This window comes from Streptomyces sp. NPDC096205, from assembly GCF_044763135.1.
In the GTDB taxonomy this organism is placed as follows: Bacteria; Actinomycetota; Actinomycetes; order Streptomycetales; family Streptomycetaceae; genus Streptomyces.
In genome coordinates, this window is sequence record NZ_JBIWFS010000001.1 from 1,075,122 (window position 1) to 1,095,043 (window position 19,922).

The 19,922-nt window shown below is 72.1% G+C and carries 15 protein-coding genes and 1 pseudogene; 5 read left to right on the forward strand and 11 right to left on the reverse strand.

Translation table 11 applies throughout. The features are described from left to right. The first annotated feature begins 51 nt into the window (after positions 1 to 51). Positions 52 to 1,032: a hypothetical protein gene (locus tag ACIQ6Y_RS04825; protein WP_404032934.1), complete on the forward strand. Its 981-nt coding sequence runs from the start codon at positions 52 to 54 to the stop codon at positions 1,030 to 1,032. A gap of 87 nt (positions 1,033 to 1,119) precedes the next feature. On the opposite strand, the pseudogene mgt reads toward ACIQ6Y_RS04825, so the two are convergent. From mgt to ACIQ6Y_RS04845, 4 genes and pseudogenes are all read right to left on the reverse strand, one after another. Next, positions 1,120 to 2,428 (reverse strand): annotated as a pseudogene (gene mgt / locus ACIQ6Y_RS04830) (macrolide-inactivating glycosyltransferase). A gap of 45 nt (positions 2,429 to 2,473) precedes the next feature. Then, entirely contained in the window at positions 2,474 to 3,751 is a 1,278-nt protein-coding gene (locus ACIQ6Y_RS04835) for an ABC transporter substrate-binding protein (RefSeq protein WP_404032936.1), read from the reverse strand. After that, positions 3,751 to 4,584 carry a carbohydrate ABC transporter permease gene (locus tag ACIQ6Y_RS04840; protein ID WP_404032938.1) on the reverse strand — a complete coding sequence of 278 codons (834 nt, stop codon included), beginning with the start codon at positions 4,582 to 4,584 and terminating at the stop codon, positions 3,751 to 3,753. Before ACIQ6Y_RS04840 ends, ACIQ6Y_RS04835 begins: the two co-directional genes overlap by 1 nt. Then, a complete protein-coding gene (locus ACIQ6Y_RS04845) occupies positions 4,581 to 5,513 on the reverse strand; it encodes a carbohydrate ABC transporter permease (RefSeq protein WP_404032941.1) in 933 nt (310 codons plus the stop codon). Before ACIQ6Y_RS04845 ends, ACIQ6Y_RS04840 begins: the two co-directional genes overlap by 4 nt. Before the next feature lie 163 nt (positions 5,514 to 5,676). On the opposite strand from ACIQ6Y_RS04845, the gene ACIQ6Y_RS04850 reads away from it, so the two are divergent. After that, complete coding sequence (locus ACIQ6Y_RS04850; protein ID WP_404032944.1) at positions 5,677 to 6,540, forward strand: phosphotransferase enzyme family protein; 864 nt, start codon at positions 5,677 to 5,679, stop codon at positions 6,538 to 6,540. Positions 6,541 to 6,619: 79 nt separating this feature from the next. Here the strand turns inward: ACIQ6Y_RS04850 and ACIQ6Y_RS04855 are convergent, their stop codons facing one another. From ACIQ6Y_RS04855 to ACIQ6Y_RS04870, 4 genes are all read right to left on the reverse strand, one after another. Beyond that, positions 6,620 to 7,351, reverse strand: coding sequence for a 3'-5' exonuclease (locus ACIQ6Y_RS04855; protein ID WP_404032947.1), 732 nt, complete (start codon positions 7,349 to 7,351; stop codon positions 6,620 to 6,622). A gap of 138 nt (positions 7,352 to 7,489) precedes the next feature. Continuing rightward, entirely contained in the window at positions 7,490 to 8,737 is a 1,248-nt protein-coding gene (locus ACIQ6Y_RS04860; RefSeq protein WP_404032950.1) for an SAV2148 family HEPN domain-containing protein, read from the reverse strand. Positions 8,738 to 8,840: 103 nt separating this feature from the next. Further along, complete coding sequence (locus tag ACIQ6Y_RS04865) at positions 8,841 to 10,163, reverse strand: copper amine oxidase (RefSeq protein WP_404032953.1); 1,323 nt, start codon at positions 10,161 to 10,163, stop codon at positions 8,841 to 8,843. A gap of 98 nt (positions 10,164 to 10,261) precedes the next feature. Further along, positions 10,262 to 11,110 (reverse strand): Tat pathway signal sequence domain protein, encoded by an 849-nt coding sequence (locus tag ACIQ6Y_RS04870; RefSeq protein WP_404032956.1) that lies wholly within the window; start codon positions 11,108 to 11,110, stop codon positions 10,262 to 10,264. Between the two features lie 191 nt (positions 11,111 to 11,301). Between ACIQ6Y_RS04870 and glgX the strand changes: the two genes are divergently transcribed. The 3 genes from glgX (at position 11,302) to ACIQ6Y_RS04885 (ending at position 17,387) form a co-directional block, all read left to right on the forward strand. Continuing rightward, positions 11,302 to 13,425 carry a glycogen debranching protein GlgX gene (gene glgX, locus ACIQ6Y_RS04875; RefSeq protein WP_404032958.1) on the forward strand — a complete coding sequence of 708 codons (2,124 nt, stop codon included), beginning with the start codon at positions 11,302 to 11,304 and terminating at the stop codon, positions 13,423 to 13,425. A 180-nt stretch (positions 13,426 to 13,605) separates the two neighbouring features. Further along, positions 13,606 to 16,017 (forward strand): malto-oligosyltrehalose synthase, encoded by a 2,412-nt coding sequence (treY, locus tag ACIQ6Y_RS04880; RefSeq protein WP_404032961.1) that lies wholly within the window; start codon positions 13,606 to 13,608, stop codon positions 16,015 to 16,017. 119 nt (positions 16,018 to 16,136) lie between these two features. Further along, a complete protein-coding gene (locus ACIQ6Y_RS04885; protein WP_404032964.1) occupies positions 16,137 to 17,387 on the forward strand; it encodes a M14 family zinc carboxypeptidase in 1,251 nt (416 codons plus the stop codon). A gap of 34 nt (positions 17,388 to 17,421) precedes the next feature. Here the strand turns inward: ACIQ6Y_RS04885 and ACIQ6Y_RS04890 are convergent, their stop codons facing one another. From ACIQ6Y_RS04890 to ACIQ6Y_RS04900, 3 genes are all read right to left on the reverse strand, one after another. Next, positions 17,422 to 17,835 (reverse strand): SSI family serine proteinase inhibitor, encoded by a 414-nt coding sequence (locus ACIQ6Y_RS04890; protein ID WP_404032967.1) that lies wholly within the window; start codon positions 17,833 to 17,835, stop codon positions 17,422 to 17,424. Next, positions 17,832 to 19,157, reverse strand: a complete 1,326-nt coding sequence (locus tag ACIQ6Y_RS04895; protein ID WP_404033705.1) for a M14 family zinc carboxypeptidase — start codon at positions 19,155 to 19,157, stop codon at positions 17,832 to 17,834. Before ACIQ6Y_RS04895 ends, ACIQ6Y_RS04890 begins: the two co-directional genes overlap by 4 nt. Positions 19,158 to 19,275: 118 nt before the next feature. Further along, a complete protein-coding gene (locus ACIQ6Y_RS04900; protein ID WP_404032970.1) occupies positions 19,276 to 19,827 on the reverse strand; it encodes an FHA domain-containing protein in 552 nt (183 codons plus the stop codon). Between the last annotated feature and the right edge of the window lie 95 nt (positions 19,828 to 19,922).

Here is a 19,922-nt window from a genome sequence, read left to right on the forward strand (position 1 = left end):
TCCTCGCCGACCGAACAGCTGAACGTCCGTCAACTCGGGGGAGGACGGCCCATGGACGTCACCATGAACCGCCGCACACTGCTGCGCGGCGCGCTCGCCGGAGCGGTCGCGGCACCGGCCGCAGGACTGCTGACCGCAGGAACCGCCGAAGCGGCGCCCGCACCGTTCGACGTCCTGCTCGGGGACGTCACCTCGGGCACGATCTACCAGTTCGACCGGAACAAACGCTTCACCCGGGCCAATGTGAAGTGGTCGTTCAAGCCTTCCGGCGGGCACCCGATGGAGCACCGGATCCGCGACACCGCCGGGGACGGCCGCATCCTGCTGATCGCGACCGGCTCGCGGGACAGCGGGGTGGCGAGCATCCGCCGCCGCAGCGACAACAAGCTGCTGTGGTCGGCCTCGCTCGGCACCTATCTGCACTCCGTGGAGCGGGCGCGCGGCACCGGTGTCGTGGTGGTCGCGGGCCGCAGCAGGGGTCCCGCGCCGGGCGGCGACGGGGGCGCCACCACGGGCGGGAAGATCTACGTCTACCGGCCCACCGACCAGTACAGTCGCTCCCTGGTCAAGGCCCAGCAGTTCGACTTCCACCAGGCGCACGGCCTGCTGTGGGACCCGCAGCTGGAGCGCATGTGGATCATCGGCGGCAGCGTGCTCCAGGCGTACCGCATCGTGACCACGGCGAGTTCCGCCAAGCTGGTCGCCGACCCGGAGCGCAGGGTCAAGGTGACCCGGGGACACGACCTCCAGCCCGACTACACCAGCGCCGGCCGCCTGCTGTTCACCGACACAGGCGGCGTGTACAGCTACGACAAGGCCAGCAAGAAGGTCACCAAGCTCTACGGCCGCCACAAGGTGAAGTCCTTCGTGCGGCACGCCTCCGGCGAGGAGATGTGGACCGGTGCCGACGACGGCGGCAGCGCCTTCGGCACCAAGTGGGTCCACTTCAACCGGGCCGGAGCCCGCGCCCTGGAGGTGGGCAGCGGCCCGGTGGTCTACAAGGCGCGGATTCTCAACCCCGCTTATCTGTAGGCCCGTTCAGCACCTGCCTATCTGCAGGCCCGTTCAGCACCTGCCTGTCTGCAGGCCCGTTCAGCGCCTGCTTGTCTGCAGGCCCGTTCAGCGCCCGGGCAGCTCGGCCTCGATGAGGTCGGCGGCCCGCCGGGTGCCGCCCTCGTCCGCCATCTCGGCCCGGATCTCCGCCAGTCGGCGGGCCACCTCCGGGTCGTCGATCAGGGCGAGGGCGGTGGTGCGCAGGGCTTCGGCGGTGGCCTCCTCCGTCGGCAGGTGCCGGGCGACGCCGAGGCCCTGGAGCATGTCGGCGTTGCCGAACTGGTCGACCGCCTGGGGGACGGCGATCATCGGCGTGGCGGTGGCCAGGCCCTCCTGGCTGCCGCCGGCCCCCGCGTGGGTGACGAACAGGTCGGCCTGCTTCAGGATCGCCAACTGCGGGACCCAGGAGTGCACTTCCACGTTGTCGGGGATCTCCCCCAGCTCCGACGGGTCGACGCTCCTGCCGATCTGGAGCACCACATGCCAGCCGGACAGGCCGGCGAAGGCCTTGACGCACTCGCGGTAGAAGGCGGGCTGCTTGGTGAAGGACGAGCCGAGCGAGACCAGGACGACCTTCTCGGCGCCGGCCGGCCGCTGCCAGTCCCCGTCGTTCGAACGGTCGCCCTGGCAGGCGCCGACGAACGAGTACACCGTCTCGTCGACCCGGTCGGCGTGCGGCTGCAGCGCCTTCGGGATCAGCACCAGGGAGCGGTCGGGGCGGCCCATGAACGGGTCGGGGTGCAGATCGATGCCGTTGTCCTTCAGCCAGTTCTCGAAACGGGCGTAGTAGGCGCGGCCCCGCTCGGTCTTCTTCGGCTCCTCCCACATCGGCTCGGCGACCTCCCGCTCGTAGCCCTTCCAGGCGACGAGGTTCGGGGACAGAGAGATCGCGGGGACGCCCCAGCGGTGGGCGAGGACCCGGGCCGGGTAGGAGGTGATGTCGTGGATCACGAGGTCGGGTTCGTCGCCGTCGTAGGCCTCGATGAGCTGGGGCAGCGCCTGGATGGCGTCGTTCAGGAACGGCTCGACGTTGTCCAGCAGCGTGGTCCCCCACGCGGACGGGTCGTCGTCGGGGGTGGGCAGGGTGGAGTTCCACGGCTTGACCTCGGCGCCGGTCGCCGCGACCTTCTCCGCGAAGATCGGCGGGATCGCGTACGTGACCCGGTGACCGCGGGCGACGAGCTCGCGGATCACCTCGAGGCTGGGGTTCACATGGCCGTGGGCGGCGATGGAGAACATGGCGATATGTGCGGGCTGCGTCGTCATGATCCCGAGCGTAGGCGAGACGAGACGTCTCGTGCAATCTTTTTCGGCGCGCTGTCGGCTTTCGCCCGCTGTCGGCTTTCGCCCACTGTCGGCTTTCCCGCGCTGTCAGCTTCGGCGCGCGTCAGCTTCGGCGCGCGTCAGCTTTCGCGCGCTGTCAGCGCTGATAGCGGGCCAGCACCAGGTTCCCGTCCTCCTCCAGTCGCTTCCGCAAGGCGTCGAGCCCGATCGCGCCGCTGTAGTACTCCTGGAACGCCGGGGTCGCCACCTTGTCCTTCCACTCCGGATAACCCCGTACGGACTGTGCAGGCGCCGGGCGCAGATGGGCGGCGAGCGCGGTGCCGGTCGCCCAGTCGTGGCGGGTGGTGCGCAGCGCCGGGTCGGCGAGGGCTCGCTCGCCGGTCGGCAGCATCCAGTCGCCGAGGGCGAGGCGCACCATGTTCTCCGGCCGCAGCAGGAAGTCGAGGAACGCGGCGGCCTCCTTCTTGTGCGGGCTGTCCTCGGCGATGGACAGCGTCTGCGGGCTGACGCCCTGCGCGAGTCCGCCGGCGCCCGCGGGGGCGGGCAGCACCTGCCAGTCGAAGCCCTCGGGGGCCTGCTGCACGATCTGCTGGCGGTAGGAGAAGCCGAGCGGGACCATCGCGTAACGGCCGCCGAAGAAGCCCGGCAGGGTGTCCGAACCGCCGCTGCCGAGCGTGGTGTCGGAGGCGCTGCGGTCGGTGCCGACCTGGTGGTGGATGGTGCTCGGCACGATCTCGTCGCCCGCCTCGAAGCGGATGGTGACCTTGCCGTCGGGGCCCCGGTGGAACAGCCTGCCGCCCGCCGACAGGGAGAGGTTGAGGGTGGCGGACACGGGCTCCTTCAGCGGCCAGGCCACGCCGAACTTCCCGTCGCCGCTGAGCTGCCGGGTGACGGCGCGGAACTCGGCCCAGGTCCAGGGGTGTTCGGGCGTGGGTATCCGCACGCCCGACTCCTTGAGCCAACGGGCGTTGGCGATCAGCACCCGCGGTTCCTGGAGGAAGGGGACGCCGTAGACGCCGTCGCCGAAGGTCGTCGTCTCCCAACTGCGCTCGGGGATGTCGGACTTCAGCCGCCGCGGCAGCAGGTCGGTCAGGTCGGCGAGATAGCCGCCGTAGGCGAAGTCGGCCAGGTCGTCGGAGGCGTCGTGGATGATGTCGGGCGCCTCACCGCCCTCGAAGGAGGTCAGCAGCTGGTCGTGCACACTGTCCCAGCTGCCCTGCACATACTCGACGCGCACGTCCGGATGGGCCGCGTTCCACTCCGCGACCAGCTCCTTGTTGGCCGCGACGGACTCCTCCTGCCAGGCCAGGGACTGAAAGCGCAGGGTGACGCCGCCCGCGTCGAGGCGGTCGTCGCTGCCGCAGGCGGTGAGCAGCAGGGCCAGCACCAGGCCCAGGACCAGTCGGGTGCGCATCAGCTCTTCACCGCCCCGGCGACCAGGCCGCCCGTGATCCGGCGCTGGACGACCGCGAAGACGACCAGCGAGGGCAGAGTCGCGAGGAACGCCGCCGCGGCCAGCGGGCCGAGGTCGGCGACGCCCTCCGCGCCGATGAAGTGCGTGAGCACCACCGGCAGGGTCTGCTTCTCGGGGGTCTTCAGCAGGACCAGCGCGAAGAAGAACTCGTTCCACGCGGTGACGAACGCGAACAGCCCCGTCGCCACGATCCCCGGTCCCAGCAGCGGCGCGGTCACCGACACCAGCGTCCGCAGCCGCCCGGCCCCGTCCACGGCCGCCGCCTCCTCCAGCTCCACCGGCACCGCCCGCACATAGCCGACCAGCATCCACAGCGCGAACGGCAGCGCCCACACCACGTACACCGCGATCAGCCCCGCCACCGAGTCGATCAGCCGCAGGTTCTTCAGCACCAGGAACAGGGGGATGATCACCAGCACGAACGGGAACGCCTGGCTGACCACCACCCACCCGCTCGCCGCCCGCGACAGCCGGGTGCGGTGCCGGGCCAGCACATACGCCATCGGCGTCGCGACCAGTACGGCGATCACCGCGGCCGCGCCGGCCGCCAGCAGCGAGTTGCCCGCCGCGCGCAGCAGCGGCTGCTCGTCGAAGGCCTGCCGGAAGTTGGCGAGCGTGGGGTCCCTCGGGATCCAGGTCGGATTCAGACTGGCCAGTTCCCGGGGCGGTTTGAACGCGGTGGAGACCAGCCAGAGGAACGGCAGTGCCAGGAAGGCCAGATAGGCGAGCAGGGCGAGATACTGACCGCCGCGGGCCGCCTTGCCCGTCCTCATGCCTCGTCACCTCCCCGCAGCCGCCCCACGAGGAAGAGGGCGAGCAGGATCGAGATCACCGCGACCATCACACAGCCCATCGCCGCCGCGTAGCCGAACTGGCCGTACCGGAAGGCCTCTTCGTACGCGAACAGCATCGGCAGGCGGGTACGGCCGCCGGGTCCGCCGCTGGTGAGCACATAGACCAGGGCGAAAGAGTTGAAGTTCCAGATGAGGTTGAGGGCGGTGATGGCGAGCGCCACCGGTCTGAGCGCGGGCCAGGTGACCGTCCGGAAGCGCCTCCAGGCGCCCGCGCCGTCCAGGGCCGCCGCCTCGTGCAGCTCCCTCGGGGTGTTCTGCAGTCCGGCGAGCAGGGCGACCGTCGTCTGCGGCATACCTGCCCACACGCCGACGACGATCACCGCCGGCAGTGCGGTCGCCAGGCCGCTGAGCCAGTCCCGACCGTCGCCCAGGCCCAGTCCGCGCAGGGTGTCGTTGAGAACGCCCGCGTCCGGGTTGTAGACCAGCCGCCACATCACGCCGACCACGACCTCGGGCATGGCCCACGGCACGATCGCCAGCGCCCGCGCCAGCCAGCGCAGCCGTAAGTCCTGGTTCAGCAGCAGCGCGAGCCCGAGCGCGAGCAGGAACTGCGGCACGGTCACCCCGACCGCCCACACCAGGCCGATCCGGAACGACTCCCAGAACAGCGTGTCGTGCAGCAGATCCCGGAAGTTGAGCGCCCCGATCCACTGCGTGGCCTGCGTCCGCCCCGACTGCGCGTCGGTGAACGCCAGCAGGATGCCGTACAGCAGCGGTCCGACGCTCAGCAGCAGGATCGGGATCAGCGCGGGCAGAACGAGGAACCAGGCACCGCCGGGCCGGGGCCCTCCCCGTGCGGGCAGGCGTAACTCCCGTGCGGGCCGCTTCGTCGCGGTCACCAAGGTCACGTGATCGGCTCCTCCGACGACTCGCCACGATCTCGGACTGGGCCCCGTCATGGTCGTGACGCCACCCTGCGCCGTCAAGGCCCCGCGCACCGGTCCCACCTGCGAATGCGAGACTGGCCGACGGAGACGACCACGCACCGAGGGCGACATGGAGGCCGCACGCATGGACGAGACCCGAGCCCGGGAGGTGCTGGCCGGGGCGGGGGTTCTGCCCGGGTCGGCCGCGGACGCGCAGCTGCTCGCGCTCGGCGAGAACGCCGTGTTCGCCGCCGGTGACCTGGTGGTCAAGGTGGGCCGCGACGCCGAACTGCTGGACCGGGCACGCCACGAGCTGGCCGTGGCGCTCTGGCTCGCCGAGGAGAAGGTGCCCGCCGTCCGCGCGGCCTCCGACGAGGCGCTGCTCGTCGAGGGCCATCCGGTGACCCTCTGGCAGCGGATGCCCGAGCCCGTACGCCCCGCCGAGCCCCGGGATCTGGCCGAACTCCTACGGATCGTCCACGCCCTGCCCTCCCCTCCTTTCTCTCTCCCGGCCCGTGACCTCTTGGGCGGCGTGGAGCGCTGGCTGCGTCTCGCCGGAGACGCGATCGACCCCGCCGACGCGGCGTATCTGCGCGAACGCCGCGACGGCTTCGCGGCAGCCGCCTCCGCCCTCACTCCTCACCTGCCGCCGGGCCCCATCCACGGCGATGCCCTGCCCCGCAACGTCCATATCGGCCCCGACGGTCCGGTTTTGGTCGACCTGGAGACCTTCTCGGCCGACCTGCGCGAGCACGACCTGGTCGTCATGGCCCTCTCCCACGACCGCTACGGCCTGCCGCCCGAGGCGTACGCCTCCTTCACCGAGGCATACGGCTGGGACGTGCGCGAGTGGGAGGGCTGCGGTGTGCTCCGCGGCGCCCGGGAGACGGCGAGTTGCGCCTGGGTGGCCCAGCACGCGCCGACCAACCCCAAGGCGCTGGCCGAGTTCGAGCGCAGGGTGGCGTCCCTGCGGGAGGGCGACGAAAAGGTGAGGTGGTATCCGTTCTGAGAAGGTGTGAGTGGACGCCCCCAAGGGGCGCGGGGAACTGCGCGAGCAACCACGACGAACCAGCACCCGACCGACGACATCACTTGGCAGACGCGGCCTCCCCCACAACCTCCCTCAACGGCCAGACCCCCTCAACCACAGCCCCGCTCTCCCCCTTGCGGCGCAAAAAGCTCTGGAAGTCCGCCGCCCATTCCGCGTACCACTCGATCTGCCGCCGATGCAGCTCGGCCGGCCCCAGGGCGGCGACCTTCGCGTGCCGGTCGGCTATCGCACAGGCGAGTCTCGCCGCGGCGAGGGCGTCCGCGGAGGCGTCGTGCGCGGAGTCGAGCAGAACGCCGTACTCGGTGCAGACCGCCTCGAGGTTGCGCTTGCCCCGCCGGTAGCGGTCGGCCCAGCGGTCGATGGTGTACGGGTCGACGACGGGCGCGGGGTCGAGGCCGCCGAGCCGCTCGCGCAGGGACGGCAGTCCGTGGCGGTGGAGCTCCGCGGAGAGCAGGGTGAGGTCGAAGACGGCGTTGTAGGCGACGACGGGCACGCCCGTCCTCCAGTAGCCGGTCAGGACGTCGGCGATGGCGTCCGCCACCTCGTCGGCGGGCCTGCCCTCGGCGGCGGCGCGCTCGTTGCTGATGCCGTGCACGGCGACGGCGTCCGCCGGGATCGGGACGCCCGGGTCGGCCAGCCACTCGCGGCGCCCCAGCACCTGTCCGGCTCGGACCTCTATCACCGCGCCCGTGACGATGCGCGCCTCGCGCGGATCGGTCCCGGTCGTCTCCAGGTCGAAGCCGATCAGCAGTTCCTGGTGCCAGGCCATGGCGGCCCCCCTTCTTGGTGGTGCTTCCCCCAGTGGTCTCCACCTTCGCATGCGCCACTGACAATCAGAGGACCGCGTTCCGCGGGGCAGACAAAAGCCACGCAAGCCACCGAGAGCCGGCCGCACTCACCGGGCACTTCAGGACACAGGCCGCGAATCCGCCCAGGCCGTCTCGAACTCCTCGCGGTAGGTGGAGAACAGCCCGCCCTCGTCGGCGTAGGCGTCTTGGTCCGGCTTCACCACCCGGCTGCCGCCCCGCAGCACCAGCACCGGCGCCTCCATCCCCCGCGACCGGCGCAGATAGGACTGGACGACCGCGATGCCGTCGGAGCCGTCGCCGTCCACGAGGTAGGCGGTGCTGCGGGGTGTCTCGTCGTAGACCTGGATCTGGAAGGCACCGGGGTCGCGCAGCCGGGCGCGCACCCGGCGCATGTGCAGGATGTTCATCTCCACGGCCCGGCTCAGCTCGCCCCGCTTCATGCCGAGCTCGCGCTCGCGCCGCTTGACCGCGCTGGAGGCGGGGTTGAGGAACAGCAGCCGCATCCGGCAGCCGGCCTCGGCCAGCCGGACCAGGCGGCGGCCGGAGAAGTTCTGCACCAGCAGGTTGAGACCTATGCCGAGGGCGTCCAGCCGGCGGGCGCCGCCGAAGATGTCCTCGGCGGGGAACTGCCGCAGCAGCCGCACCCGGTCGGAGTGCACGGCGACCACGTCCGCGTACCGGTCGCCGACGAGGTCCTCCACAGCGTCGACGGGCAGCCTGCGCGCGGAGGGCACGTCGCCGCCCGCGCCGAGCGCCTCCAGCAGGCGCGCGGAGGCACGCTCGGCCTGACCCAGGACCGCCTCGGACAGGGCCCGGTTGCGGGAGACGACGTTACGCGTCACCTCCAGCTCGTCCAGGGCGAGTTCGACGTCGCGGCGGTCGTCGACGTACGGCTCGAAGCACGGCCAGTGCTGCACCATCAGCTCGCGCAGCTGCGGCAGCGTGAGGAAGCTGAGCACGTTGTCGTCGGCCGGGTCGAGCAAGTAGCCCTTGCGGCGGCTGACTTCACGGACGGCGACGGCGCGCTGCACCCACTCCTGGCCGGCCGGGCCGGCCGCGGCGACGACCCAGTCGTCGCCGTGGACGGGTTCGTAGATGGGTCGCAGCACGGCGGCGACGACCGTGCGCAGCCGCTGTTCGACCAGGTTCAGCCAGATGTAGGCGCGGCCGGCCCGCTGGGCGCGGGTGCGCACCTCGCGCCAGGCCTCGGCGTCCCACTCCAACTCCGGCCCGATGGAACCCGTCTCCATGGGACGGGCCAGTGACACCGTGCCGGGCGGGACCTCAGTGGAGTCCTCCTCGTGACCCTCGTCACCAGGGGGCAGCTCCAGCCCTCCCGAGCCCACGCGCGCACCGCCTTCCGCTCCCCCGAGCTCTCCCCGTCCCAACGATCAAGGAAGCCTACTCCGGGAGCGGTCGGCGGTGCAGCCCGATGGAGAGGGTCGTTTCTCAACTGCGCGGCTGCCAGTGGCCGTTCTGCCACTGAAGCTCGCTCGGAGTGAGCGGATTCATAGCGGTCACGTCCCGCGGGACGATGGAGAAGCCCTGCCAGTGGACCGGCATCGGCTGCTGGTCCTCGTCGCGCGCGATGTGGTGGAAGCCGACGTTCATCCAGACCACGGGGTGGGTGAGGGCCTGGCCGTTCACCCACTTGTCGACGGACTTCGGCTGGGTGGCGGGGCAGCCGGGGTTGTGGCTGGCGAACTTCTCGCACGCGTTGTACTGGGTGACGTACAGGTCGTGCTTGGTGTAGCTGCGGCCCGGGTACTTGGTGCTGGTGCCGGGGACGATCTCGTACGACCGCGGGTGCAGGTCCTTGTTCTTGCCGGTCGCGGAGACCATGCGCCACCAGCGGTAGGCCTTGGCGTCGCCGCTGAGTTCCTTGGTGACCTTGGTGCGGGTGGTCTTGGTCGTCGGGGCGCGGTTGCCGGAGACGGGGGCGGAGACGGCGGAGTCGTACTGCTCGACCCGGTTCTTCGTGGAGCCGTCCAGGGCGAAGTCGAGGCGCCAGAAGACGTTGTGGCTGTGACTGGTGGCCTTGGCGGCCTGGGCGCCCTTGCCGATGGGCCAGCCGCGGCCGTCGCCGGCGTCGTAGTCCTCGTAGGAGAGGCTGCCGGTGGCGCCGACATTCATGGTGACGGTGCCGTCGTCCTGGAAGCGCCACTCCGTCATGTACTCGTACCAGCCGACCTGGTTGACGGTGTAGACGAGCATGTCCTTGCCCTGGGCCTGGAAGACCTTGTTCGCGGTGTCGCCCTGCATGCGGTAGGCGTGGCCGCGGGAGCGGGTGGTGGTGCACAGGCCCTTGACGTTGGGGTCCTGCCAGGCGTCGGGCACCTTGACGGTCTTGATGGTGCCGCCGGGGCACTCGCCGGGCGCGAGGTTGACCAGGCCCTGGGCGAAGCCGAAGCCGGTGAGGTCGTCGTACTCGACGCTGCCGTCGTCGTAGGGGACGTGGATCTGGCCGAGGCGGGCGCTGTTGAGGACGCGGATGGGCTTGGTCTCGCCCTTGGGCTGGTAGGAGATCTTCTCCAGGACGAGGCCGGCCTTGGAGTCGTAGCGCCAGCACATGCGCCAGGTGGTGCCGCTGGTGAGCTTCTGTTCGATGCGGTAGGCGGCGCTGCAGTCGGCGGCCGGCGCCGGGGCGGCCTGGGGCCGGGCGGCGGGCTGGGCCGAGGCGGGGCCGGCGGCGGTCGTCACGCCGGCGGCCAGCGCAGCCACGGACAGGCCGACGGCCGCCCGGCGGGCGGGACGGATTCGGTTGGCACGCATGAAGAGGTGGCTCCCTTGCCGGAAGTCGAGTCAGGAGTTCAAGTCAGTTGGAAAAGTGAACCGACGGCCGCACGGCCGGGCTCGACACAGACGGCTGCTCAGCCGAGGTCGAGCCTGCCGACCTTGCGGGCGCTCAGGTCGATCACGAACGACCGGGCGTCGATCCACGGGCCGTTCTTGACCTTCGGGAACAGCCGCACGCACCGGTGCTCGCCGCACTTGTCGAGCAGGGCGGGCTGCGCCCCCGGAGCCGCCCGGTACACCGCTCCGTTGAGCAGCAGCTGGTCCGGCGAGGTCAGCTCCTTGCCGGTGGAGTCCTGATAGTCGGCCTTCAGGTCGGCGCCGAGCGGGTCGGCGATCAGCAGCCGGGCCGCCTCTGCGTACTCGGCGCGGCTCAGCGGCGGCTGGACGCCGTGCTCGGTGGCCGTCTTCTCGACCTTCCCCGTGTCGAGGTTGACGGTCTTCGTCACCAGGGTGTCGTTCTTGTAGTCGTAGAACGACACCTCCGCGCGGCGCGGGCCGTTCGCCGTGTCGGACTCCGGTTCGGCGAGGTCCACCGCGAGACGCTGCGGACCGCGGTCGCCGTCGACGTCCTGGCTCGCGTTGAACTGCTGCCGGGTCATCGCGAGCCGCGCGACACGCTCGGTCTCGTCGTCGGTCAGCGGGTCGCGGCCGGTGCCCTTCTCGCCCTCGGCGGGCACCTCCTCGACGACGCCGGGCGCGGCCGCCTGCGCCCCTGCGGAGGCCTGCCCGGACTCATCGCCCTGAGCCGCCTGTCCAGCCGCGGCCGTACCGTTCCGGGCGCTCCCGGCGCTCCCCGCGCCCCCGTTCTCCCCGGCCCCGGCCGTGCCCGGCAGGGTCACGCCGATCATCACGGCGGTCCCGGCCACGGCTATGGCGGCGCCGGCCACCACCTTGCCCAGATGGCGGTGCACTATCGTGCGCACATCATCCCCCTACTCCCCGTACGTCCCCGGGAGTACGTGTTTGCCCCACACTTTCGGCATCAGCCGTATCCGGCCGTATGCACTGGTCGACCGGTAAGAGGGCCGTAAGTCATAGGTGGTTCCATCACTTTCGGGGAGACTCGGGGCCAAGGCGCCCCCAGCGGGGCGGCACACCTGAAAGAGTCGTATCCATGCAGGTCTGGCCTGGAGAGGCGTATCCCCTCGGTGCCACGTACGACGGCGCCGGCACGAACTTCGCGGTGTTCACGGAGGCCGCGGACCGAGTAGAGCTGTGTCTGCTGCACGACGACGGCTCGGAGACGGCGGTGGAGCTGCGGGAGAGCGACGCGTTCGTCCGGCACGCGTACGTGCCCGGTGTGATGCCGGGACAGCGGTACGGGTTCCGGGTGCACGGCCCGTACGCCCCGGAGCGCGGGCTGCGCTGCAATTCGGCGAAGCTGCTGCTCGACCCGTACGCGAAGGCGATCAGCGGTTCGATCCAGTGGGGCGAGGAGGTGTACGGCTATCACTTCGACGCACCCGAACGGCGCAACGACCTGGACTCCGCCCCGCACACCATGTCGTCCGTGGTGGTGAATCCGTACTTCGACTGGGGCGACGACCGGCGGCCGCGCACCGAGTACCACCACACGGTGATCTACGAGGCCCATGTGAAGGGCCTGACGATGCGGCACCCGGGGCTGCCGGAGGAGCTGCGCGGCACCTACGCGGCCCTCGCGCACCCGGCGGTCATCGAGCATCTGACCGAGCTCGGGGTGACCGCCCTGGAGCTGATGCCCGTACACCAGTTCGTGAACGACCACCGGCTGGTCGACATGGGCCTGAACAACTACTGGGGCTACAACACCATCGGCTTCTTCGCCCCGCATAACGCCTACGCCTCCTGGGGCGACCGCGGGCAGCAGGTGCTGGAGTTCAAGTCGGCGGTGCGGGCGCTGCACGAGGCCGGGATCGAGGTCATCCTCGACGTGGTCTACAACCACACGGCCGAGGGCAACCACCTCGGCCCGACCCTGTCGTTCAAGGGCCTGGACAACCCGTCGTACTACCGGCTCATGCAGGACAAGCGCTACTACATGGACACCACGGGGACCGGGAACTCCCTGCTGATGCGGTCCCCGCACGTCCTGCAGCTGATCATGGACTCGCTGCGGTACTGGGTCACCGAGATGCATGTGGACGGCTTCCGCTTCGACCTGGCGGCGACGCTGGCACGGCAGTTCCACGAGGTGGACCGACTGTCGTCGTTCTTCGACCTGGTGCAGCAGGACCCGGTGGTGTCCCAGGTGAAGCTGATCGCCGAGCCGTGGGACGTCGGCGAGGGCGGCTACCAGGTGGGCAACTTCCCGCCGCTGTGGACCGAGTGGAACGGCAAGTACCGCGACACCGTGCGGGACATGTGGCGGGGCGAGCCGCGCACGCTCGCGGAGTTCGCCTCCCGGCTGACCGGCTCCTCCGACCTCTACCAGGACGACGGGCGCCGCCCGCTGGCCTCCATCAACTTCGTCACCTGCCACGACGGCTTCACCCTCAACGACCTGGTGTCGTACAACCACAAGCACAACGACGCCAACGGCGAGGGCAACCGGGACGGCGAGAGCCACAACCGGTCCTGGAACTGCGGCGCGGAGGGCGACACCGACGACGAGGACGTGCTGCGGCTGCGGGCCCGGCAGATGCGCAACTTCGTCGCCACGCTGATGCTGTCCCAGGGCGTGCCGATGATCAGTCACGGCGACGAGTTCGCCCGCACCCAGCGCGGCAACAACAACGCCTACTGCCAGGACAGCGAGCTGGCCTGGGTGCGCTGGCCGGAGCCCGGGGACGAGAAGACCGACAGCGGGCTGTTCGACTTCACGCGCGCGATGGCGCGGCTGCGCAAGGAGCACCCCGTCTTCCGGCGCCGGCGCTTCTTCCACGGGCGGCCGGTGGAGGGCACGCACGACGACCTGTCGGACATCGCGTGGTTCACCCCTGAGGGCCGGGAGATGACCCAGCGGGACTGGGACTCGACGCAGGCGTCGGCGCTGACGGTGTTCCTCAACGGCAACGCCATCTCCGAGCCGGGCGCGCGCGGGGAGCGGATCACCGACGACTCCTTCCTGCTGATGTTCAACGCCTCGCCGAAGGAACTGGACTTCGTGGTGCCGGTCGACCACGGGCGGCAGTGGCAGGTCGTCGTGGACACCTCCCGCCCGGAGGGCGTCCCCCCGGGCAGCGGCCCGAAGGTCGCGGCCGGGGAGCGGCTGAGGCTGGTGGACCGCAGCCTGACGGTCCTGCAGCGGCCCGCCTAGGGGCACGCGCGTGGTCCGGCCCCTGGGGTCGCTCCCGCCCGCCACCCGTCCGGGTGAGGGGCAGGAGTGACCCCGTGGGAGCCCGTCACGCCCCGGCAGCGCTCGAAACCGGCCACCCGCGCGTGATCATGTCTCCCGGGCGATGACACGAAAGGCGGCCGGGCGGGTACGTAGGTCCACATGACACCTGAGCGATCCGTCCCGCCGGTGCCGACGTCCACGTATCGGCTCCAGCTCCAGCCAGCGTTCCCGTTCGCGGCCGCAGCGGCGGCCGTGCCGTATGTGGCCTCGCTCGGCGTCTCGCATCTGCATCTGTCGCCCGTGCTGGAGGCCGTCCCCGGTTCGACGCACGGCTACGACATCGTCGACCACACGCGTGTGCGCGCGGAGCTCGGCGGCGAGGAGGGCCTGCGCGCCCTGGCCCGCACCGCGCGGGAGTACGGGCTCGGCCTGGTGATGGACATCGTGCCGAACCACATGGCGATGGCCCCGGCCCACAACCCCGCCCTGTGGGAGGTGCTGCGCGAGGGTCCCAAGTCGCCGTACGCGCGCTGGTTCGACATCGACTGGGACGCCCAGGGCGGCCGGCTGCTGCTGCCGGTGCTGGGCGGCCCGCTCGGCGGCGAGCTGCACGCGCTGCGGGTCGACGGCGACGTCCTGCGCTACTACGACCATGTCTTCCCGCTGCGCGAGGGCACCGAGGAGCTGCCGCTGCCGCAGTTGCTGGACGCCCAGTGGTACCGCCTCGCGTGGTGGCGGCTGGCCCGTACGGAGCTGAACTACCGGCGGTTCTTCAGCATCTCCGAGCTGATCGGGGTGCGGGTGGAGGACCCGGAGGTCTTCGGGGCCACGCACGCCAAGATCCTCGCCCTGCTGCACGAGGGTGTGGTCGACGGGCTTCGCGTGGACCACGTCGACGGGCTCGCCGACCCCGGCGGCTATCTCGCGCGGCTCGACGAGGCCACCGGTGGCCGCTGGACGATAGTGGAGAAGATCCTCGCCGACCATGAGCAGCTGCCCGCCTCCTGGCGGGTGGCGGGCACCACGGGCTACGACGCGCTGCGCCGGGTCGACGGGCTGTTCACCGACCCTCAGGGGGCCGCGGAGCTCCTCGGCCACTACCGGCGCTTCGCGGCACCGCAGACCGACCGGGGCGGCGACTGGGACGCGACCGTGCGCCGGGCGGCGTACGGCGTCGTCGAGCACGAGCTGGCGGCCGAGCTGGACCGGCTCACCCGCGTGGCGGTCCGGGTGTGCGCCGCGTCCCCGGACCCGGCCCTGCGCGACAGGGCCCCGTGGGCGCTTGCCACGGCGCTGCGCGAGCTGCTGGTCCGCATGGAGGTGTACCGCGCGTACGGGCCCGAGGACGCGGCCGCCGTGGTCACCGAGGAGGCCGCCGCCGAGGCCCGGCGCGCCTTCGTGGTGCCCGAGGAGGCCGGGGCCGTGGACGTCGTACGGGATCTGCTGCTGGGGCGATACCGAGACGACACAGACGACACAGCCGGCACAGACGGCACAGCCGGCACAGACGGCACGGAGAGCCCCGACCAGGTGGAGTTCCGCACCCGGTTCGCGCAGCTGTCGTCGGCGCTGCGGGCGAAGTCCGTGGAGGACACGGCGTTCTACCGGTATGTGCCGCTGCTGTCGGCGACGGAGGTCGGCGGCGACCCCGGTGTGCCCGCGGTGGCGCCGGAGGACTTCCACGCGTACTGCGCGCGCGTGCAGCGCGACTGGCCCGTGTCGGGGACGGTCGTCTCCACCCACGACACCAAGCGCAGCGCCGATGTACGGGCCGCGCTCGCGGTGCTCACCGAGTGCCCGGGGCGCTGGGCGGAGGTCCTGGCGGAGGTGTCGCGCGCGGAGGAGGCGACGCCGGACGCGCAGGTGGCGTGGGCGGCCTGGCAGACGGTGTTCGGGCTGGGCCCGGCGGACCCGGAGCGGGTGCAGGGCGCGCTGCTGAAACATGTGCGCGAGGCCGGGCTGTACACGACCTGGACCGAGCAGGAGCCGCCGTACGAGGAGGCGGTGGCGGCGTTCGTCGCGGCGGGGCCGTGCGGGGTGCCGGGCGAGCGGGTGGCGGCCTTCCGGGCGGCGCTGGAGCCGCACATCCGGGCGAACGTCCTGGGCGCGGCGCTGGTGCATCTGACGATGCCGGGGGTGCCGGACCTGTACCAGGGCACGGAGGCGGAGTACCGGGCGCTGGTCGACCCGGACAACCGGCGGCCGGTGCCGCTGCCGCCCGAGGACCCGGGCGACAAGACGGCGGTGACGGCGGCGGCGCTGCGGCTCAGGTCGCAGCGGCCGGAGGCGTTCGGGGAGTCGGCGACGTACGAGCCGCTGGCCGCCGAGGGCCCGGCGGCCGGGCACTGCGCCGCCTTCGTGCGCTCCGGGCATGTGGTCACGGCGGTGACCCGGCTGTCGCTGCGGCTGGCGGAAGAGGGCGGCTGGCGGGACACCCGGCTGCCGCTGCCGCCGGGCCGCTGGGCGGACGCGCTCGCTCCGGGACGGGAGTTCAGCGGGCACGCGCGTGTGGCGGAACTCTTCGAGCGGCTGCCGGTGGCGCTGCTGGAGCGGGTCGGGGACGCGCGCTGACGCCGGCCGCCCGCCAGGGAGTGCCTCCGGGCGCCCCCTGGCGGCCCGGCCAATGTTCTTGACAGAGGCTCAACTCCGTGGGGTACTGCGGGTTCAGGCCGGTCGGAAACAAGTCGGGGGTGAGTCTCCTGCCGGAGCTGCGCTACCCCACCGTGCCCGAACTGGTCTCCTCCGCGCGGATGCTCGCGGCCGGTCATCCCGGTCTGTGCGCCCTGCGTGAGGTGGGCGTCTCGCGGGAGGGGCGCCCGCTGCATCTGCTGTCCGTGGGCCGTGCACGGCGTACCGTGCTGGTCGTCGCGGGCGCCCACGCCAACGAGCCGGCCGGCGGTCCGACGCTGCTGGCGCTGGCTGAACGGGTGCTGCACGAGCGGGTGTTGCGCGACGGGGTGTCCTGGCACTTCCTGCTGTGCGCGGACCCGGACGGGGCGAGCCTGCACATCACGCCCGCGCCGCGCAGTCTGCTCGACTACCACCGCGGCTTCTACCGGCCGGCCGGACCCGAGCAGCCGGAGTGGTCGCCGTCGGTGCTGCCGCCGGACCGGCTGCCGCCCGAGACGCGCGCGCTGACCGGCGTCATCGACGAGCTGCGGCCGTACCTCCAGGTGACGCTGCACGGCACCGATCTGGGCGGCAGCTGGGTGCAGTTGACGAAGGACATCCCGGGGCTGGCCGAGCCGTTCGCCAAGTCGGCGGCGGAGCTGCACATTCCGGTGGAGACGGGCGCCTCGGACGCCGCGGGCTGGCCCGCGTCCGGCCCCGGCGTGCATGTGCTGCCGACGCGCGAGTCGGGGGTGGCGTACCCGAGCATGCCGGACGACGCGCGGCACAGCACCTGGTACCACGCGCACCGCTACGGCGGCCTGACCGCGGTCGTGGAGGTGCCGATGTGGGCGAGCGACCTGGTGGACGACGTGGCGCCGCATCCCGCGCCGGCCGCGGCGCTGCACCGGCTCGCCGAGCGGCTGCTGGGGGACACGCTGGAGGTGGAGCGGGTGCTCGCCGACGCACTGCCCCGTCTGGAGGGCGTGGACGGACCGCTGCTGCGGGCCGCGAAGTGGGTGCTGGAGCTGGTGCCGGGGCTGGCCGCGGACTGGATGCACACCCAGCCCGCGGACGACTCCATGGCGTACGTCGGCAGCGTGGACGCCTTCGCCCGGCGGCTGCCGCTACGGGCGGCGGCCATGCTGCTGCGGGTGCTGCGGGAGACCGACGACCGTGCGGCTCCACTGCTGGAGCGGCTGGTGGTCGACTGGAGCGACTCCTTCGCCGAGCGCTTCCACGCCCGCTGGGTGCCGCTGGAGCACCAGATCGAGCACCAGTCCCGCACGGTGGTGGCGGCGGCCCTGCACGCGCGCGAACGGGCGGCCTGAGGAAGCACCGCCCGTCCGCCCGCGGCGACGGTGTTCAGCCGTTCAGGGCGAACACCTCTCCCGTCAGGGTCGCCATCTCGCATGCGTTGGAGAAGGTCCGCGTGTAGTCCACGGGCATGCCGTGCCACCGCCCGCGCGCGTGGGCCGTCACGGGCGCGTAGACCATGGGGCAGATCGCGGCCCTGGGCGCGATGCGGTCGATGTCGCCGTCGACGGCGCCGAGCTGGTCGCAGGCCTCGGCCGCGCGGATGTGGCCCCGCGGCGGGTCGCAGAACAGCACGGCGCCACGGGTGTCGGCGGAGCGGTTGTCGCCGTGGGTGACGGTGAGGTAGAGCCAGTCGCCGGAGAAGGCCTCCTGGTGCGACGCCTGGGCCGGGGCCGCGCCGGCGGTGAGGAGGGCGGCCGCCAGCAGACCGCCTCGTACCGCGTGGGTGAAGGTGTACGTCATTCCCGATGCATCGGCACGACCTCCGGCGGGCCCCACCCCTGGTCACCCGAACGGGACCACGCGCGCGTGCCCTGTGCGGTGGCCAGTTCGAACGCGTCGAGGACGACCCGCGTCTGGAACTCGGTCTGCAGCCCGACCGGGATCCAGCGCGTCCCGCACCCGTCGCGGTAGTCGGCGCAGCGCTGGTCGATGAGCCGGTCCAGCTCCGGCAGCACTCCGGCCGCTCCGCGCCCGGCGGTCCGCGCGAGGCGGCGCAGCAGGCCCGCGGTGCGCAGGGCGGCCAGGTGGGCGGTGGTCAGGGGTGGCAGCGGGCGTGTGCCGTCGCGGGGAGCGGTGTCGGGGTCCCAGGCGTCGGCGAGGCCGGGGCAGACCAGTAAATAGTCCTCGACCGGGGCGAGCAGCCGGGCGGCGTCGGGCACGGCGCCGAGGTGCGGCCGGATCCGCGCCAGGAGCACCTCCAGGAGCCGGGAGTCGTGGCGCAGCGTGGTGCTGACGGCGCGCAGCACGCGGTCGGCGTCGGCGGGCTCGGAGTCGTCCTCGACGGCGGCCACGCCCCACATGGGGGCTTCGACGACGGCCGTGACGGTGCCGTGCCGGTGCGGGTGGTACCAGGTCGACTCGACGGCGGCCTCGGTGATCGCGGCGGCCAGGTCGCCCCGGCTGGGCGGCGGGATGCGGTAGACGCCGGGTCCCAGGCGCGGCCAGTACAGGGCGTCGTAGCAGCCGAGTTCGCGCGGCACGCCGAGGCGGGCGGCGGTGCGGGCCAGGCGGCGCTCCAGGCCGGGCAGCTCGTGGGTGAGCTCGACGAAGCCGCCGCCCACGTCGACGCCGTGCAGCGACACCTGGAGGAAAGGTTTCAGCTCGTCCTGGAGCCGCAGCAGCGCCCGCGTCTCCGGCAGCGCGGCCCCCGCGGCCCCGTCCGGCAGCCACTCGGGCTGCTCCCGGAAGCCGGGGCGGAAGAAGCTGCGGAAGTAGTGGCCGAGGGTGTACGGCCCGTGCAGCCAGCCCTCGTTGCGGCGCAGGCCGTCGGGGTCGAGGCAGAGCAGCAGGTTCCAGGTCACGCCGTCGGCGAGCTCCGGGCGGGCGAGGACGCGCTCGACCAGGCGCAGGGCGGTGGCGCCGCCCACCGGCTCGTTGGCGTGCGGCCCCGCCACCACGAGGACCTGCCGCTCGCCGCGCCCGACGGACAGCAGCCACAGCGGCTCGCCCGCGCGCGAGGTGCCGGCCCTGCTCAGCCGGGCGTCACGCGGACGGCGTTCGACGAACCCGGCCGCGTGGGCGGCCAGTTCACCGGCGGTGGGATAGCGCTGGAGGGGCGGCAGGGCACACCTCCACGGCGTGGGACCTACGGTTCACCTGGTGTGCATGGTGTACGCACAGTCAGTCACGGCCGACCGCCCACGTCAACACCGCGGACAGCGAAGGATCTTGAGAGCGCGATCAGTTCACGGACAGCCGGTACGCCATGCTGCCGAAGCCCACCTGGTCGCCCTCGCGGACCACGGCCGAGCCGATCACCCTGCGGCCGTTCACGGTCGTGCCGTTGGTGGAGCCGAGGTCGCGCAGCACCCACATGCCGCCCTGCCGGGTCAGCTCGGCGTGCACCCGCGAGACCGTCTCGTGGTTCAGCCGCAGCCCGCAGGCGGGGTCCCGGCCGATGCGCAGGGCGTGCCCGGTGGCCGGGTGCGGCAGCAGCAGCTTGGGCAGCCGCTCGGCCTGCCAGGCCCTGCGCAGCCGTACGGTGAACCCGGACACCGCCTCGACGGTGCCGAACACCAGGCGCGAGACCCGGCTCTCCTGGGGCAGGTCGGCGGTGAGCGCGGCGAGTTCGTCGGACCTGCGGGCGGCCAGCGCCAGCTCCATGCGCCGGATGAACGTGTCGTGCGACAGCCGTCCCATGGCGACGCCGTCGCGCAGCACCTGAAGCGCCTTGTCGCGCTCCGCGTCGGACAGCCGCGCGGGGTAGGTGGGGAACTCGAAGGACGACGTCACGCAGGTGATTGTCGGTCAGTGAACCCCGGGTGTCCAGGAGAGGGGGAAACGGCGGGCACGCGCGCGTACCTCAGGACACCTGCGGGGAAAGGCCC